The organism is Paenibacillus sp. ACRSA (assembly GCF_022346845.1).
Classification (GTDB): Bacteria; Bacillota; Bacilli; order Paenibacillales; family Paenibacillaceae; genus Paenibacillus.
Genome location: NZ_JAKRNP010000002.1, coordinates 812,914 through 829,755, shown reverse-complemented (window position 1 = coordinate 829,755; position 16,842 = coordinate 812,914). Strand labels below are relative to the sequence as shown.

Annotated in this window: 14 protein-coding genes; 11 read left to right on the top strand and 3 right to left on the bottom strand. The window is 45.1% G+C overall.

The features are described 5' to 3' along the window. Window positions 1-15 precede the first annotated feature (15 nt). Window positions 16-1,143 (bottom strand): FAD-dependent monooxygenase, encoded by a 1,128-nt coding sequence (locus MH215_RS08650; protein ID WP_239289677.1) that lies wholly within the window; start codon window positions 1,141-1,143, stop codon window positions 16-18. A 287-nt stretch (window positions 1,144-1,430) separates the two neighbouring features. On the opposite strand from MH215_RS08650, the gene MH215_RS08645 reads away from it, so the two are divergent. Beyond that, the gene (locus MH215_RS08645) at window positions 1,431-1,913 is read left to right on the top strand and encodes a MarR family winged helix-turn-helix transcriptional regulator (RefSeq protein ID WP_056700362.1); all 483 of its coding nucleotides are present in this window, start codon (window positions 1,431-1,433) and stop codon (window positions 1,911-1,913) included. A 191-nt stretch (window positions 1,914-2,104) separates the two neighbouring features. Here the strand turns inward: MH215_RS08645 and MH215_RS08640 are convergent, their stop codons facing one another. Then, entirely contained in the window at window positions 2,105-2,404 is a 300-nt protein-coding gene (locus MH215_RS08640) for a hypothetical protein (RefSeq protein WP_239289676.1), read from the bottom strand. Between the two features lie 238 nt (window positions 2,405-2,642). Between MH215_RS08640 and MH215_RS08635 the strand changes: the two genes are divergently transcribed. The 5 genes from MH215_RS08635 to MH215_RS08615 all read left to right on the top strand — a co-directional run bounded on the left by MH215_RS08635 (window position 2,643) and on the right by MH215_RS08615 (window position 7,576). Next, on the top strand, window positions 2,643-4,667 hold the full coding sequence (locus tag MH215_RS08635; RefSeq protein WP_239289675.1) for a Na+/H+ antiporter: 2,025 nt from the start codon (window positions 2,643-2,645) through the stop codon (window positions 4,665-4,667). 93 nt (window positions 4,668-4,760) lie between these two features. Further along, complete coding sequence (locus MH215_RS08630; RefSeq protein WP_239289674.1) at window positions 4,761-5,699, top strand: aldo/keto reductase; 939 nt, start codon at window positions 4,761-4,763, stop codon at window positions 5,697-5,699. Between the two features lie 93 nt (window positions 5,700-5,792). Next, on the top strand, window positions 5,793-6,575 hold the full coding sequence (locus MH215_RS08625) for a polysaccharide deacetylase family protein (RefSeq protein WP_343224542.1): 783 nt from the start codon (window positions 5,793-5,795) through the stop codon (window positions 6,573-6,575). A gap of 159 nt (window positions 6,576-6,734) precedes the next feature. Continuing rightward, complete coding sequence (locus MH215_RS08620) at window positions 6,735-6,941, top strand: YwbE family protein (protein ID WP_239289672.1); 207 nt, start codon at window positions 6,735-6,737, stop codon at window positions 6,939-6,941. 20 nt (window positions 6,942-6,961) lie between these two features. Beyond that, window positions 6,962-7,576 carry a DUF4269 domain-containing protein gene (locus MH215_RS08615; protein ID WP_239289671.1) on the top strand — a complete coding sequence of 205 codons (615 nt, stop codon included), beginning with the start codon at window positions 6,962-6,964 and terminating at the stop codon, window positions 7,574-7,576. Here the strand turns inward: MH215_RS08615 and MH215_RS08610 are convergent. Then, window positions 7,571-9,004, bottom strand: coding sequence for a hypothetical protein (locus MH215_RS08610; RefSeq protein ID WP_239289670.1), 1,434 nt, complete (start codon window positions 9,002-9,004; stop codon window positions 7,571-7,573). The two genes, MH215_RS08615 and MH215_RS08610, sit on opposite strands and share 6 nt — an antisense overlap. Before the next feature lie 341 nt (window positions 9,005-9,345). On the opposite strand from MH215_RS08610, the gene MH215_RS08605 reads away from it, so the two are divergent. From MH215_RS08605 to MH215_RS08585, 5 genes are all read left to right on the top strand, one after another. Next, window positions 9,346-11,169 (top strand): sensor histidine kinase, encoded by a 1,824-nt coding sequence (locus tag MH215_RS08605; RefSeq protein ID WP_239289668.1) that lies wholly within the window; start codon window positions 9,346-9,348, stop codon window positions 11,167-11,169. Next, complete coding sequence (locus tag MH215_RS08600; protein WP_239289666.1) at window positions 11,169-12,788, top strand: response regulator transcription factor; 1,620 nt, start codon at window positions 11,169-11,171, stop codon at window positions 12,786-12,788. Before MH215_RS08605 ends, MH215_RS08600 begins: the two co-directional genes overlap by 1 nt. Window positions 12,789-13,192: 404 nt before the next feature. Next, on the top strand, window positions 13,193-14,179 hold the full coding sequence (locus tag MH215_RS08595; RefSeq protein ID WP_239289664.1) for an ABC transporter permease: 987 nt from the start codon (window positions 13,193-13,195) through the stop codon (window positions 14,177-14,179). 17 nt (window positions 14,180-14,196) lie between these two features. Beyond that, window positions 14,197-15,105, top strand: coding sequence for a carbohydrate ABC transporter permease (locus MH215_RS08590; protein ID WP_056700379.1), 909 nt, complete (start codon window positions 14,197-14,199; stop codon window positions 15,103-15,105). Between the two features lie 124 nt (window positions 15,106-15,229). After that, window positions 15,230-16,759: an ABC transporter substrate-binding protein gene (locus tag MH215_RS08585; protein WP_239289662.1), complete on the top strand. Its 1,530-nt coding sequence runs from the start codon at window positions 15,230-15,232 to the stop codon at window positions 16,757-16,759. Window positions 16,760-16,842 lie beyond the last annotated feature (83 nt).

Below are 16,842 nucleotides of genomic sequence, written 5' to 3'. Positions count from 1 at the left end.
GACCATCTTGCTCCCTTAATTAAGGAAGGATTCATAGCGTTGCTGGAAAGATACCTCCATCTCGATCTGCCGTGCAAGCTGCTGTTTCACTTTATCTCCGCGTAGCGATTGCAACTCTTGCAAGGGTTTCATCGAAGCGAACTGATCCTGTGCCATGCGGGTCAATAGTTCTGCAAGCATATCTGCATCCTCTAGAGCAGCATTTAGTCCGAATGCACCTGTGGGAGTCATCGTATGAGCAGCATCACCGATGAGCACGATATTGTCCTGCGTCCATGTCTCTGAATAACTGCTTTCCACAGATAATAAGACAAAGTCACTCCATGTTTGGATGTGCGCTTTAACCGAATCAGCCAAACAAGGGAATGCCGTGACCAGTTTTTGAACAAAAGGTGTAAAAGGCAGCTCACGCAACTTGGAATAAGATCCTTGCGGGATATTCCAGCCGATCTGAACATAGCCCCCGAATTGAGAGAAGAGAGCCAGCTGTTGTCCGTCCATGCTTGCCATTCGTACCGCAGGTTCCCAGCCTACAGGTGCCGGGATGCGAGCCCATAACAGGTCATAACCATGCTTACGAATAAGGGGGATCATTCCGGAATGTTTCCGTACAGCTGAGTATCGTCCATCAGCACCGACGATAATGGAAGCTTCAATGGAAGACGGAACGCCATTTTGACGGATATTGATACCAACAGGCTTACCGGTCTTATCTCGCAATATCCCGGTCATAATGGTATTGAAGAGGATATGCTCATGGTTTTGCTCTTGCTGTTGTGACTGGGAGACGATAATCTCTAACAAGTGATCCTGTGGTACATGGATGCCAACGTGCGAGACTTCATTACTTGGGAAAATGGTTTTAATAATTTTACCGTCTTCCCAATATTGAATCTCCTCCAGCGGAAGTGCTCCGCGCTCAGCAATAATGGAGTACAGACCATGTTTGTTTAATATAGCTTCTCCATCCGTATTCAGCAGCTCTCCGCGGAATGACTTGTGAAGATGTGGCTGTCGTTCAATTAAAGCTGTAGATATGCCTTGTCGATTCAACAGATTGGACAATAGTGCTCCACCTGGCCCCGCCCCAACGATACAGACATCGACAGTCAGCGTTTGGTTTGTTTCATTTGTTTTATTCATATGTTAAAATTCCTTCGCTGTATTATAGGTGATCATTCATATACTTTATAACAATAAATTTATAAAAATCATTAAGTAACTAAAAGTAACTTTGAACATAAGTAATTATAAACAAACTCCTTAAGATATTGCAATAGGTTGTTTAAGTACCTGTCTCTAAACTTGCCTAAACGTCTGACATTCATCCCAATTGAACCCGTCGAATGCAAACGTATATTTCACAAACAAAATAGTACAAATATGTTACAATATAAGGTAGGTTATGATCATAGGTAGGAGGGACAGTTATGAGTCCGGATACGGAGCGAAACTCTCAATTGGCAAATATCGATCAATTGTTGGAGGCCTTCTTCAGATATAAAAATAAAGTGTTGGATCAGCAACAGAAGAATGAAACAAACTGCAAACTGAATCCAACCAAAAATCATATATTGGCCATGATATTACGTGAAGAACGTTGCATGGCTGTTGATGTGGCTAGACAGCTCAGCCTATCTTCGGGAGCAACGACAATTGTTCTGAATCAGTTGGAGAGTGAAGGGCTTATTCAACGGGTGCGCAGTGAAGAGGATCGACGGATTGTCTGGTTATCCCTTACAAGTGATGGAGAGCAGCTAGCTCGTACATTGATTGCGAATCGTGGCCGCATGACTTGGGAATTGTTGCAGGCACTTACAGAAGAGGAACAACAACAGATGATCGGCATGCTCAAAAAAATTGAGCTGAAGCTGCTGGAGAACATGAAAGCACTTGAGCAAGCGAATCGATAAGGTAATACGTTTCAATTTAAGGCGTCAGCCTTCAAGAATTTCAGACCTTCGTTGAGGTCTAATTCTTGAAGACTGGCGTTTTTATTTTACATATCAATTTAAATTCATTCACTACAGGTTCATAAGTGGTCTTTGAATTTGCAGGAATATGCATTTCATATTTCATTAAGGGTATTATAAAATGTTTTTGCTTATAGGTGGAACCTGCGAATATGCTCTGTTAGGCCTTCATGCTGCAAGATTTCCTTTTGCTTCTCACCGAGAAGATCAAAATGAGGAAAAGGCTCACGTCGATGAATATAAAGAGGATTAAGTCCATGTGCGCGGCACCATTCTTCGAGTCTTTCCAAATCTGCACATCCCACTTTGGTCACACTCTTTACCCCAGGGAAACGGGGGTCAATCCAAAAATGAGTGAGATAGGCAATTTCGCCACGGGAGACACGCTCTTTCCAGGCTGTCAGCTCTTTCCGCTTAATTCCAAATGCCATAATTACCAAAATCCTTTCCAAACGGGTATTGTCCTGAACGTATTGTAACATCTTATAGTGGTAGTTCAAAAAGTCCGCTTTTGATTACGAAGGAACAGAATCAATCATTATTGTTCAAACGAAGCTATTATAAAATGCGGTGGCTGGGTAAATGTATATGACAACATTTTTATAACCATTATTCGTTATATGCTAAAATAAGGCATCAATGTTCATTACGCGGAAAGGGAATGACATCATGGAACTATTTATCGCAGTCCTCGTTTTACTGGTTCTGATCGGTTTATCCAATATACTGAACCGATTTGTACCTTTTATCCCCGTTCCGCTCATTCAGATTGCGCTTGGTTTTGCTGTAGCGTTGCTACCGGCCGGCGTACATTTGCCACTGAATCCGGAATTGTTCTTTGTGCTGTTTATTGCTCCATTGTTATACAACGATGGCAAACGAACACCTCGCAATGAATTGTGGAATCTTAGAGCACCCATTCTACTTCTTGCTCTAGGGCTTGTATTTGTCACCGTACTGGTGGGCGGATATGCGATCCACTGGCTTATTCCTACCATTCCACTTCCTGCTGCCTTTGCACTGGCTGCAATTTTGTCCCCGACGGATGCTGTAGCTGTTGGAGCGATGGCAGGACGTGTGCATCTTCCCAAAAGCATACATAGGTTACTTGAGGGAGAGGCGTTAATGAACGATGCCTCTGGATTGGTTGCTTTCAAATTTGCAATTGCTGCAACGGTTACAGGTGTTTTTTCACTTGCTGAGGCCTCGGTTAGCTTCTTAATTATTGCAATCGGCGGGCTACTTGCTGGTGCATTATTATCGTTTCTGCTGATCCGGCTTGGTGTCTGGATTCGTCGTCTTGGAATGGAGGATGTAACCATTCATATGCTTCTGCAGATTTTGACGCCATTCGTTATATATCTCGTGAGTGAAGAGATTGGTGTCTCGGGGATTTTGGCAGTCGTAGCTGGTGGCATCATTCATGCGATTGAGCGTGATCGAACGGAATCCGTGCAACTGAAAATGCAGGTTGTATCGATGAGCACGTGGTCTGTAATTTTGTATATTCTGAATGGTCTGGTGTTTGTCATTCTAGGCGTGCAGATTCCAGATGTGTTAAATACTATTTTTGCCAATGCTTCGTTTAATAATGGACAGGTACTCGGCTACGTAGGTCTGATTACGTTGTTGTTGTTAGTATTACGTTTTGCGTGGATTTATGTATTCTGGCGTGGGAATAAATGGTTTCGTCCTAAATCTTCGATTGGAAAGCCAAAATTCAAAGCAATGACATTGATTTCTCTTTCAGGTGTGAGAGGGGCTGTGACGCTAGCGGGTGCATTCTCTATTCCATATGTACTCGAAGATGGTTCGCCTTTTCCAGAGCGGGATCTCATTATATTTTTGGCGGCAGGTGTCATTCTGTTAACATTAATTGCAGCGAGTGCCTTGCTCCCGGTATTAGCCAAAAATGATGAGAAAACAACGGATGGCGAGCCACTTACGACCGAGCGTAAAGCTCAAGATATTATGCTAAATGCAGCCATTCGCGCAGTGAAGTCAGAGATGAACGAGGAGAACAAGGCAGCAGCGCTTGCTGTAGTTTCAGACCTATCCAAGTACATCAGACAGGCAGCTGGTCAGCTCACTGCGGGGAAACGCAAAGATATCCTTAAACAGGAAGCGGCCATTAACCTGATCGGTACACGTGCTGAGCGTAAGGAAGTGCAGAAGATGCTGGATGAAAATGTAATTGCATCTGACGCAGCATTCCGGTGTAATAGCTGGCTGGATCGCAAAGAAATGATGCTGGCTAACCGAACCAACACACAAATGATGTTCTCCATCAGTGAGATTGGACGTGTGATCGGACATCTGTTCACCGAGCGCCAAGAAGCACCGACGCCGCAGTTCATGATCGAAAATGCAGAGCTGTTTCAACAGGTTAAACTTCGTACCTCTGAAGCAGCGATTAAGGCGATCCGTGCCCAGATGAACGATGCCAATCGTACGGTGGCGATAGCGGTTATTGCCAAGTATGAGCGTGTCATCTCCAAATTGCGTAGCTGGAATCAAGAGCAGAAGGAAGATCCATTCGATCAGAACAAGATGGAGCTGCAGATGGTAGCGATTCAAGAGCAGCGGAATACAGTACAGCAACTGTATGAGAATGGTGAAATTAACCGGGACGTGGCTGCTAAATTACGGCGCTTTATCAATGATGTGGAGGCTACCGTGCTCAAAAATAGTTAACCTGACAAATCCGATATTTTAAATATGGTTATGCGTTTGATATAATACAGGAAGCACGTGAACACACCTTCAGAAAAAGGAGATAGATGAGATATGGCAGAACAACACACTCGTTTAGGCAAAACAGATCTAGTCGTTAACCCCATCGGGTTAGGTGCAAACGCAGTAGGTGGACACAATATCTATCCAGATATGTTGAATGATGAAACGGGTAAAGAAGTCGTTCGCACGGCATTGAAGCAAGGGATTAACTTTGTGGATACAGCCTTCATCTATGGTCCGGAGCATTCTGAGCGATTAATTGGCGAAGTTCTACAAGAAACAGGTCAGCGTCAAAATACAATCATAGCAACCAAGGCTGCACATAAATTGGTCGATGGAAAGGTTGAGATCGATAACTCTCCAGCCTTTCTAACCGAAGCTGTTGACCAAGCGCTAAGACGTTTACAGACGGATTACATCGATTTATTCTATATTCATTTCCCAGACGAACAGACACCGAAGGACGAGGCAGTAGGTGCGTTAAAGCGATTAAAGGATGCAGGCAAAATTCGGGCAATAGGTGTATCCAACTTCTCCGTTGATCAGCTTCGGGAAGCGAACCGGGATGGGCACGTGGACGTCCTGCAATCCGAATATAATCTATTTAAACGAGAAGCAGAACAAGAACTGCTTCCTTATACAACAGAACATCACATTTCATTTGTTCCTTACTTCCCACTGGCGGCAGGGCTACTAGGCGGGAAGTATAATCGTGACACGACATTCCAAGACGGACGTGCGACGAATCCACTCTTCACTGGCGAGAACTTTATTCGGAATTTGGACAAGGTAGACCAGCTTCGCAGTATCGCAGAATCCAAAAACGCTGAGGTTGCTCATCTTGTCTTGGCATGGTATCTATCCCAGCCTTCCATTGATGCCCTGATCCCAGGAGCGAAGAAACCGGAACAGGTAATTAACAATTTGAAGACGTTGCAGGTAGAATTGTCTGCTGAAGAAATTGCAGTGATAGATCAGATTTTTCGCTAGGGCGAGTTTTCAGACACGTTCTAAATAGTTCCGGGGAATCGGGTAATGCTAATAGGGAGAGTGTAGGTTCAACAACATAGAAAGGACATGAACATGACCCTGATCCCGAAAAAAGCCCGAATGCTCGGAATATTCATTGTGATTCTCTTATTGAGCTGCAATACGGTATATGCGAAGCCGGCGCAGAAGAACCGGCAGTATTACGAGGAACGTGGAGAGATTGTATGGGAAGTGCCTACACAGGATAAGCTTATCGCCCTAACGTTTGATGATGGCCCGGATCCTGTGCAGACACCCGAAATTTTGGCTCTGCTCCGGCAGTATGAAGCCAAAGCTACGTTTTTTGTGTTAGGTAAATGGGCTGAGAAATTTCCGCAACTTGTCATGCAAGAGCAGCAGGAAGGACATGAGGTAGCTAATCACACGTATGCACATACGTATGCAGTGCGATCTACGGGTGCTGACACCTATATCCGAGACATGGATGCGGCCGAGAAGTCTATCCTTGGTGCGGGGGTTGCACGTCCAATGTTGTTTAGACCTCCTGGTGGCTACTATAACGATATGGTGATTCAAGCTGCCAAGCAAAAAGGGTATACCATTGTGTTATGGTCTTGGCATCAGGACACTCGCGATTGGGCTTCCCCAGGAGTTGCTACCATTGCCAACAAAGTGTTGAAAAACGTTCGTAACGGGGACATTGTTCTATTCCATGACAAAGTGGAAGGCAAGTCTCAGACGGTGCAGGCATTAGCACGAATCTTGCCTCAACTTAAACAAGAAGGCTATCACTTCGTGACCGTTTCCGAGCTGCTTGCTGTTAAAGCCAAGGAGGCTGCGAAGAACGGCGTATCATCTTCGAAAGTTCACCCGTAATTGGAATTCAAACCCGCCGTCTCTGGATTTCAGAGCGAAGCGGGTTTTTGCATTTGGCAGGCACAGCTTTTGTTTTGATCTCAAAACGTCTACAATAGATGAAGCTTTGGTACAGGTGGCGTTATGAATTAGGACTGACTTATATAAGGAGGAGATCGGATGAACGGACAACAACGGGCTAACATTAGAGCAGGCTTAGAAGTGGATATCGTGCTTAAGCAGGATCAAGCTACTGGCAAGCTGACACGGGGGATCGTAAAGGATTTACTGACCAAGTCACCCACACATCCTCATGGAATTAAGGTTCGTCTCACCAATGGACAGGTAGGACGAGTTAAGCAGATTATCAGTGGAGCAACGCAGTGATTGAATGCGTGAGCCAATAGATGAAGAGCACAGCAGATGTAATGGCACATCTCGCAGGAGGGAATGAACGACAGCAGGATGCCTATCGAGTGCTCCAAGACAGTAAAGTAATGATGAACTTGGCAGCATTCCAGCCTTATCCTGCAGGAACTGTACCTATTGATATCGACATTCCAGGTAGTGATCTAGATATCCTTTGTGAGGCACATGATCTGGATGCTTTTGCAATTCATATTCACCGAAACTTGGGTAACATGCCGCATTTCTATTGTAATCGTGGTATCCGAAATGTAGATGGAACATCTTACGTGACATGTAACTTTCAGGTTGACCATTGGCCTATAGAGATTTTTGCTCAAGCTGTCCCCATTCAACAGCAGAACGCATATCTTCATATGAAGGTAGAGTGGGAACTGTTACAACTATGGGGATCTGAGGGACATCGTGAGATTCGAAGATTAAAACGTTCTGGACTCAAGACTGAGCCTGCCTTTGCTCAAGTGCTTGGGTTACAGGGTGATCCCTATGTGGAGATGCTGCATCTGGCAACGTGGAGTCATATCGAGCTTAGAGATTGGGCGCATAAGCAGCCGTCATTCTTTCAGTTTTCTTCAATGATTAATGAATCATCATAATAAGAAAATAGCTACAATAGTCGTGATTGTTAAGCCCAGTAATACAGGCTTCAGGTTTCGACGAGCAAGTTCAAACGGACTTACCCCGCATATGGCGGCGGCTGGAATCAACGCCCAAGGAATCAACGTTCCACCGCCGACCCAAATCGCGGCAACCTGCCCTAGAGCGGTAAGTGTAGCTGCAGATGAAGCTGTATCGGCAAACATTGTTGCAATCGAACCAACGAGAGAGATCCCCGAAAACCCCGAACCATCCATACCTGTGACCGCACCGGTCAGTGTAAGCGTGATTGCACCAATCGAATCATTCAAAGGTACGAGTCCCGCTAAGGCAACACCAAGATCATTCACAATACCGTGAGATCCATCAGGTAATGGATTGTTGAACAGCTCAGTGATGGCTGAATCTCCGAGATAAAAGAACGCTGCGATGGGGATAACGGGGCCAAATACTTTGAATCCAAATTGAAACCCTTCAATGAGGTAACTCGTTGTTTCTTCGGGGCCTGTGTGGCGATGGGCTACTAGGGTTACTGCGATCAGAATCAGCACAGCGGTACCGCCAATTAGGGCTGTAGCATCTCCGCCTTGAAGATTTAACACAAACATAAGAATAACATCAACTGCAAATAACAACGGGATTAGAATGGCGAATACCCTTTTCCAAATGGAAGGCAGAGGTTGTTGTTCAATGGAGGGAGTCGTTGCTTCCGGTGCAGAAGTGGATGCGGTAGGATTCACGTGCATTTCCCCTGTGATCGGGTTGCGAAGGGTATTGGTGTGATTCGCCTGCATCTCTTTGCGAAGCATCCAAAATGCCGTAATGGTGGATACGGCACCCATAACAATGACGAGTGGAATACTCGCCGTAATGACAGAGCTTACTGGAAGTCCGGCAGCATCTGCTGTGAGTTTGGGCGCACCTTGGATGATGAAATCTCCTGATAAGGCAATCCCGTGTCCAAACAGATTCATGGCGATGGCCGCTCCGATGGGCGGAAGCCCTACACGAACCGCAACGGGCAGCAAAACGGCTCCTACTAGGGCAACTGCAGGCGATGGCCAGAAAAAGAAGGAGACCACCATCATAATGAGGCCGATACCCCAGAAAGCGACCTGCGGTGAACGGATAAATCGTGTCAGTGGCGCTACCATCACTTCATTAATACCGGTTCGAATGAGCACCCGGCTCATAGCTACAATGATCGAGATGATGAATATAGTACTGATCAGCTCTTTCACCGCATAGATAAAACTGTTAAATATGCCTGACACAGAACCGGTTAATGATTCAGTAGCCAACAGACCAATAGTCATTATACCAGCGACACAGATAATGGTTGTATCTCTTCGCCGAATCATTACAGCGATGATAAGTACGATAAACGCCAAATATACATAATGCAACGGAACAAGTTGAATATTCACATTATAAGTCTCCCTCCATCTTAAGAGCCCAAGGCGTGATATATCGTATGCATGTCAGCATCAGGCGTTCATAGAGAAATGCATGGTGTAGGAGGATTTTTTTTACAGATAGAGAACTTAATTAACTATACAATGTGTATCGTTCATACTACTGTAGGTCACCAGAGTAATAGTTAGAGGTCACTAAAGTGCATAGACAACGGAAAGCGAGCATGATTACAATGAACATGCCATCATAAGGAAGAAAAATGGAAAAAAGGCGATCTATCTTGTACGTGAATAAAAAAGAACATGTATTGTTGATAACGTTTACAATTGAGGGTTATGCCAAGAGGATTTTAATGCTGAACAAAAAAGGGCGGTCATCTATGAACTTCATCCGTTCATTACGTTTCAAATTTATTGTGGGTCTGACACTCATCATGCTGCCCTTGTTTCTGTTGATGTACTATAACAATGTGTACGCCATGAATGTTGTACGTGACCAAGTATCGCTTACGAGTATGAATCATCTAGTCAAGAGCGTTGAACAAAATGAACGAGTCCTTCAAGAAACGAATCGTTATCTATATAGCTTGGGTGAACGCGACCCCGATATCATTTCCTTGTTTTTTCTAAAATACGGCAGCGGGGATTACATTATTGCTAAGCAACGGATTATGAATAAATTCATGACAGATATTGGCTTCTACAATCTGATTGATTCCTTCTTTTTATACGACGCCATAAACGATGATCTATTACTCGCTACCTCCGGTGATTACGACATCAAAATGTCGCTCGTGCAGAAGAGTATGCCCGTGCAGATGCAGCAATTCGAAGGGGATATTCAGCAACCTGAATGGGGGATCGTCCGCGGCGAATCGAGAAATGCACTTGTGAAGACGGTTCGCATCAACCAGCAATTTTACGCGGGTGCTCTTGTGGATATGAACGCACTGAATTATCCAGAGCAACTCACGGAATGGGGAGATCGTGGTGGAGCAGTTATTGTAGGGATCGATGGTGTTGCTTTGTCCAATTCATCGTTGAGTGCAGATCAGATTAAGCTAGCGGCTGCCCATCTTCCCGGATTAAAGAACCCCTATCAGGTTATCTCGGAAGAAGTACCCAAAGGTAAGGCACGTCAATATTTGATGCTCGGCTTGCCTTCGGCGATGTCGAAGATGAACTACGTTGTGCTCTTACCCGAAGAAGACATGATGCGAAATTTACCGTTCTTCCAGCGGATTATTCGTTTGCTACCTATTGGTGCAGCTGTCATTCTTATTACTGCCCTTGTCTTTGTCCGTCAATTACTGTTCCGGCCGATGAATATGCTCATCCGTGGTATGAGAAGGGTGAGTCGGGGAGAGCTGGATGTTAGGTTGGAGCCACCCGCTTCTTCGGAGCTGGAGTTTGTTACTCGAAGCTTCAATCAGATGACGAGTCAGATCCAGCATCTTAAGATCGATGTTTATGAGGAGCAGCTAAGAACGAGGGAAGCAGAGTTCAAGCAGCTCCAGATGCAGATTAACCCTCACTTTTATCTGAACTCCCTCAATATCATTCATAGCCTGGCCTCCCTACAGAAGCATGAGCTGGTGCAACAGATGGCGGGTCATCTAGCTGACTATTTCCGTTTCAGTCTGCGAGCAGGCAAACGTGTCATTAGACTTGATGAAGAACTGGAGCATATACGCCACTATTTGGAAATTCAGAAACTTCGTTTTCCAAACAAGCTTAGTTTTTCGCTGGAAGTAGAAGCTGGCCTAGGGCATTATGTGCTGCCACCGTTAACGCTACAACCCTTCGTAGAAAATGCAATTATACATGGATTCCAGCGGCGTACAGAGCCTTTTATTATTCGCATCAAAGGTCAGGGTACAGCAATCTTATCTGGTTCTACTGCAAACGATGAGGAGACAGAACAGCTTCCGATGTTATTGATAACGATAGAGGACAATGGCGTAGGCTTCAACCAGGAGTTGCTTGATCGTTTGCAACAAGGGCAATATGCAGAAGATCCAGGGGGACAGCATATTGGGATCTGGAATGTAGCACACCGATTGATGGTGAAATATGGAGATGTAGCTGGGCTTGCTTTCAGCAATCAAGCAGATGGCGGAGCCACAGTCGTAATTCATGTACCCGCTCAGACGGAAGAAGAAGAAGGGGGAGCCTAATGCGGAATCTATTGATTGTAGATGATGAAGTATATGCCCTACAGGCCATGGTTGAAGGGGTGGACTGGCACTCGGCGGGCATTGATCAGGTATTTAGTGCAGGAGATGCTGAAGAGGCGCGAACAATACTGAAGCGACACGCTATCGATATCATGATCTGTGATATTGAAATGCCTGGTGAGACAGGGCTCGATCTACAGAGTTGGGTTCTTAAGCATGATCCAGGTATGTTGACTATTTTTCTTACAGGTCATGCTTTGTTTGCATATGCGCAGTCGGCAATTAAGCTGAACAGCTTTGATTACGTGCTTAAGCCGGCTCCTGCGGATCAATTGCTCAAGATAGTAAGTCAGGCTGTAGACAAAATCAAAGCAGGTGAGCAGCGCACACATACAAATAAACTCTACGAGACCGTCTATAAACGGTGGCAGACACATAAGCCATTGTTGACAGAGCGGTTCTGGAAAGATGCGATATCTCAACGAATGACGTTGACTAAACAGCGCTTGCAGGAATTAGCCGAAGTGTATGGAGCCGAGATTGATCCGAATGCACGAATTGTACCAATCGTCATTTCGGTGGAGGAATGGGTTCGTGAATTTGACCTTCGGGATGAAGAGGTATTGGAATATGCGCTGCGAAATGCAGCCAAGGAAATGTTGTTAGGAGACAGACCTGGTGAGGTGTTCCAAGATCATGGAGGTCTAAATATTGTGCTTGCGTATGAACAGGATGGCATCGTGGCTTCGGCGAAAGAGATGGAAAAGGATTGCCAGATCTATATTCGAGAATGCGGTACGTACTTCTATTGCCGATTATCCTGTTATGTGGGTGTCCCTGTCGCGGTTACTGAGTTACAGGGGATGCTCAATGAATTGATGGACATGGAGCGTCGCAATATTAAGGAACTCGAAGGTGTATTTGTATACGATGAGCAAGGCCGAGATACCGAAGATCGTTTTTTACCGATTCCGTGGTTCTCCGAATTGTCCATTCTGTTCGAGACAGGCAAAGTAGGAGATTTACGTGAACGTGTCGATGAGATTTTCGAGTTGTTGGCTGGACAAGAGAGGTTGTCACCGGAGATTCTGCGACTGTACTATCATGCGATGCTTCATGTGGTCTATCCTTTGCTTCATCAGAAAAATGTATCTGTACGCAGTCTTTATCCAGGGGAACGCGAGCCGGAAGAAAGTGTCGTAACCCGTTCCTTGCCCCAGTTGAAGCAGTGGACCCTAGAACTAATTAGCCGTGTGGTACCTGTGTTGTATCCAGACGATCATAGTCCAATGACGATCGTGGATCAATTGTGCATCTACATTGAGAATCATATCGGTGAAGAGCTAATGCGAGAAGAACTAGCTTCCTTTGCAGGATTTAACCCCGCGTATCTGTCTCGTCTCTTTCGGAAGGAGAAGGGCATGTCTCTTTCGGAGTTTATTTTACAGCGCAGAGTAGCAAAAGCGAAAACGTTATTATCCCAGTCTACCGTGAAGGTAACGGATATTGCGGGCAAGGTGGGATATTATAACTATTCTCATTTTACGAAAATGTTCAAGAAGTGCACCGGCATAACCCCCCAGGAATTTCGCAAACAATCGCGTACCGTACAGCTATGACGCAGCATGCTGCGTCTTTTGTATTTTAAGGAGGTTGTTCAAAAAGTTCGCTTTTGATTACGAAGGATGCCTGACGGCATCTCAGCATCGAATATAGGATTCAGCCGAAATGTCCGTTGCTCACGTAGGTATGCCTACGCTCCGCTACTCCATTTCTAGCTTCATCCCATCTTCTTGGCACTGAAAAGCGAACTTTTTGAACTTCAATTGTAAGAGGTAGCTCAAAAAGTCCGCTTTTGATTACGAAGGATGCCTGACGGCCAAGAAAGTCATAATTTGATCATTGAATAGGTCACCACAGTAGATAGTGGATCAGAACTCACAGCCGTATACTTGAACCACAGGAGACACAATCGGTGCTAAGTCCTGAGGAAGAATTCAAGAGGAGTGAGGGAGAAGAGGCTATGAAGACACAACCCGAGACGGGTAATCGCGCACAGATATCAGATGTAGGAGCGGGGTCAGTTCGCAAACGTAAATCGGTCTTGTACAATCTTGGAAAGTTTAAGGTGCTGTATCTCATGTTTCTGCCAGGGATTCTGTTTCTCCTGGTGAACAACTATATGCCAATGTTCGGCGTACTCATTGCATTCAAAAATGTGAATTATGCCGACGGTATCCTAGGTAGTCCTTGGAGCGGATGGGATAACTTTAAGTATTTGTTCTCCACGAGTGACGCGTGGGAGATCACGCGGAATACACTTGCGTACAATACCGTGTTCATCGCACTAAATCTATTTGTCGGCGTAGGCCTCGCGATCTTGCTGAATGAAGTTAAGAACAAGGCTATGTCGAAATTATACCAATCACTTATGCTGCTGCCTTACTTCTTATCCATGATTGTAGTCAGTTACCTGGTACTTGCGTTCCTGGGTAAGGATTCGGGGTTCATGAACTCTACCATATTACAGATCTTTGGTGGACAGCCAATTGACTGGTACTCTGAGCCGAAGTATTGGCCTTATATATTGCCACTTGTAAATACGTGGAAGAATATAGGATATTATGCCGTCATTTATCTGGCAGCCGTCGTAGGCATTGATGAGGAGTATTACGAAGCGGCCGTCTTGGATGGAGCGACGAAATGGCATCAGATTCGTTTCATTACGGTACCGTTTCTCATTCCGTTGATTGTCATTATGACATTGTTACAGATTGGCCGTATATTCTATGCAGATTTCAGTTTATTCTATCAGGTTCCATTAGAATCGGGTGCGCTGTTCCCTGTAACGAACGTACTTGATACTTATGTATACCGTACATTCTTGGTCGGCGGAGATATAGGAATGTCCTCTGCTGCAGGTCTCTATCAGGCTATTGTCGGCTTCGTGCTTGTTTTGGTATCCAATACCATCGTAAGACGAATAGACAAAGATAATGCATTATTTTGAGAGGGGGCAAGTCAACTGTGAAAACACGTGATCCATTGGCCGTTTCGCGGCGTTCCGCTTCAATTATTCACGGCATGTTTCTCTTTTACGCCATAGCCTGTATCGTGCCGATCCTGCTTGTCTTCGCCATCTCTTTCTCGGACGAAACAACAGTAATCGCAAACGGCTATAAGTTAATTCCTGAGAAGTTCAGTCTGACAGCTTATGAGTTTTTGTTCAAGGATATGGATCAGATCATTCACTCCTACGGCATTTCCATCATTGTAACTGTGGTGGGAACGATTACGAGTGTGGCTCTGACTGCATTATATGCTTATCCCCTCTCACGTAGAGATTTACCATACAGAGGATGGTTCGCATTCTTCATCTTCTTCACGATGTTGTTCAATGGTGGATTGGTACCGTGGTATCTCGTATATGTGAATGTGCTTGATTTGAAAAATTCGATTCTGGCACTTATTTTGCCGCTGCTTCTATCACCGTTCTTCGTACTCGTTATGCGTACGTTCTTCGCAAATTCGATCCCAGTTTCCATACTGGAATCAGCACGAATCGATGGAGCGGGTGAGCTGAGAACGTTTACACGCATTGTACTTCCGCTCTCACTTCCAGTTATGGCAACGGTTGCACTCTTTAGTACGCTTAATTACTGGAATGACTGGTATTTAAGTATGATCTTTATATCGGATAACCGGACGATCAGCCTTCAGTATCTCATGTACCGAACGCTGCTCGATATTCAATATTTAACTTCTAACTCGAATGTGTCCTCACAGATTTCATCACAGGGTGGATTGCTGAATCTACCGAACAAAACATTGCAGATGGCAATGGCTGTAGTCGGAATTGGACCTATTGTGCTAGCCTATCCGTTCTTCCAACGGTATTTCATCAAAGGGCTTACCGTAGGTGCAGTGAAGGGCTAACTCCGGCCGGTTAGCGGAGGAAGAGTAGGAACACGAAGATAGCTGAAGGGGCATATACAAAATCGTGAATTGGGGTAATTGGCGGTCAGGTTGTAAGGTTTAACACACGACGGGAGGGGTTCATTTGGTTAAAACATTAAAGGTATGGCCGCGACTTGCGGCGGCAGCCATGGCACTGAGTCTCGTGCTTGCAGGCTGTTCAACGGATAAGAGCGGAACAACAACGCCTGGTGCAGAAGGCGGAGGTGCAGCAGAAGGTGGAGGGAAGCCTTATGAAGTAACGCTGTATTATCCAGGAACACCACAGAAGGATGTTGCCTTGGTAGAAGCTGAGATCAATAAAAAGATGGAACCGAAAATCGGAGCAACGCTGAAGATTAATGCGATCGACTGGGGACAATGGGACAATAAGTTGAATCTGATGATATCCTCTGGTGAGAAGTCAGACATTATCTTCACAGCAGCGTGGCAGAACTACACAGTCAATGTTGCCAAAGGAGCTTTCCTGCCGCTGAACGATCTGCTTGAAGAGCATGGTCAGGACATTAAGAAAAATCTAGACCCAGCCTTCCTCGAGGGTTCACAAGTAGATGGGGTTAACTATGGGGTACCAACGAATAAAGAACTTGCGGCAACGCGTGGTGTGCTCGTGCGTCAGGATCTAGCTGACAAATATAAGCTGGATTTAGCAGCGGTGAAAACTTGGGTAGATCTAGAGCCATTGCTCAAAACAATTAAGGAAAATGAACCAGGAATCACACCGTTCTACATGTCCAATACCAACGGTAACGGATTGTTAGAAAATCTGGATTGGGATTACCTCGGGGATGCATCTGTACCAGGCGTTATCTCGAAGACAGCAGGCTCCACAACAGTATTAAACGAAGTGGAGACGGCAGAATTCAAGGAAGCTGCTGAACTTGCCCGTAAGTGGTACCAAGCAGGATATATCAATAGTGATGCAGCTACATCCAATGTGTTCCCGAAAGACCAAGCCAAAGCAGGCAAAGCATTCATGTGGACAGACGGTATGAAGCCAGGTAAAGATAAGGAAGAGGAAGGCTATGTTGGCTTCCCGCTCACACAGATCGAAATGACTCAACCAACAATTACAACGGGTGATGCTTCCGGTGCGATGCTTGCAATCTCCCGCTCTTCTGAGCAACCGGAGAAAGCGATGCAAGTGATCAACCTGTTGCACTCTGATAAAGAAATCAACAACTTGCTTAATTTTGGTATTGAAGGTCAGCATTTTGTCAAAAAAGACGGAGCAGAAAACATCATCACACTGCCTGACGGTGTAGATGCGAACAGCCGCACTTACAATCCAGGTGCACAATGGCAGCTAGGTAATCAATTCCTGAACTTCCTCTGGGATAATGAAGACCCTCAGAAGTGGGAGAAATTCAAAGAATTTAATGCCAAAGGTGTGAAGTCACCAGCCTTAGGATTTACGTTTAACAGCCAATCGGTCAAAAATGAAATTGCTGCGGTGAACAATGTGAACAAACAGTTTAAACCAGGTATGACATCTGGAGCAGTAGATCCAAACGAGATGATCCCTAAATACTTGGAAAAACTGAAAGCCGCAGGAATTGATAAGATCATTGCAGCGAAACAGGAACAACTGGATGCATTCCTTTCCAAAAAATAATTCAGTAGGTAGACGAACCAAGCCATAAGCAGATTTTGATGATCTGAAAATGGATACAGAGTTTACGCATGGAGACATCTTCG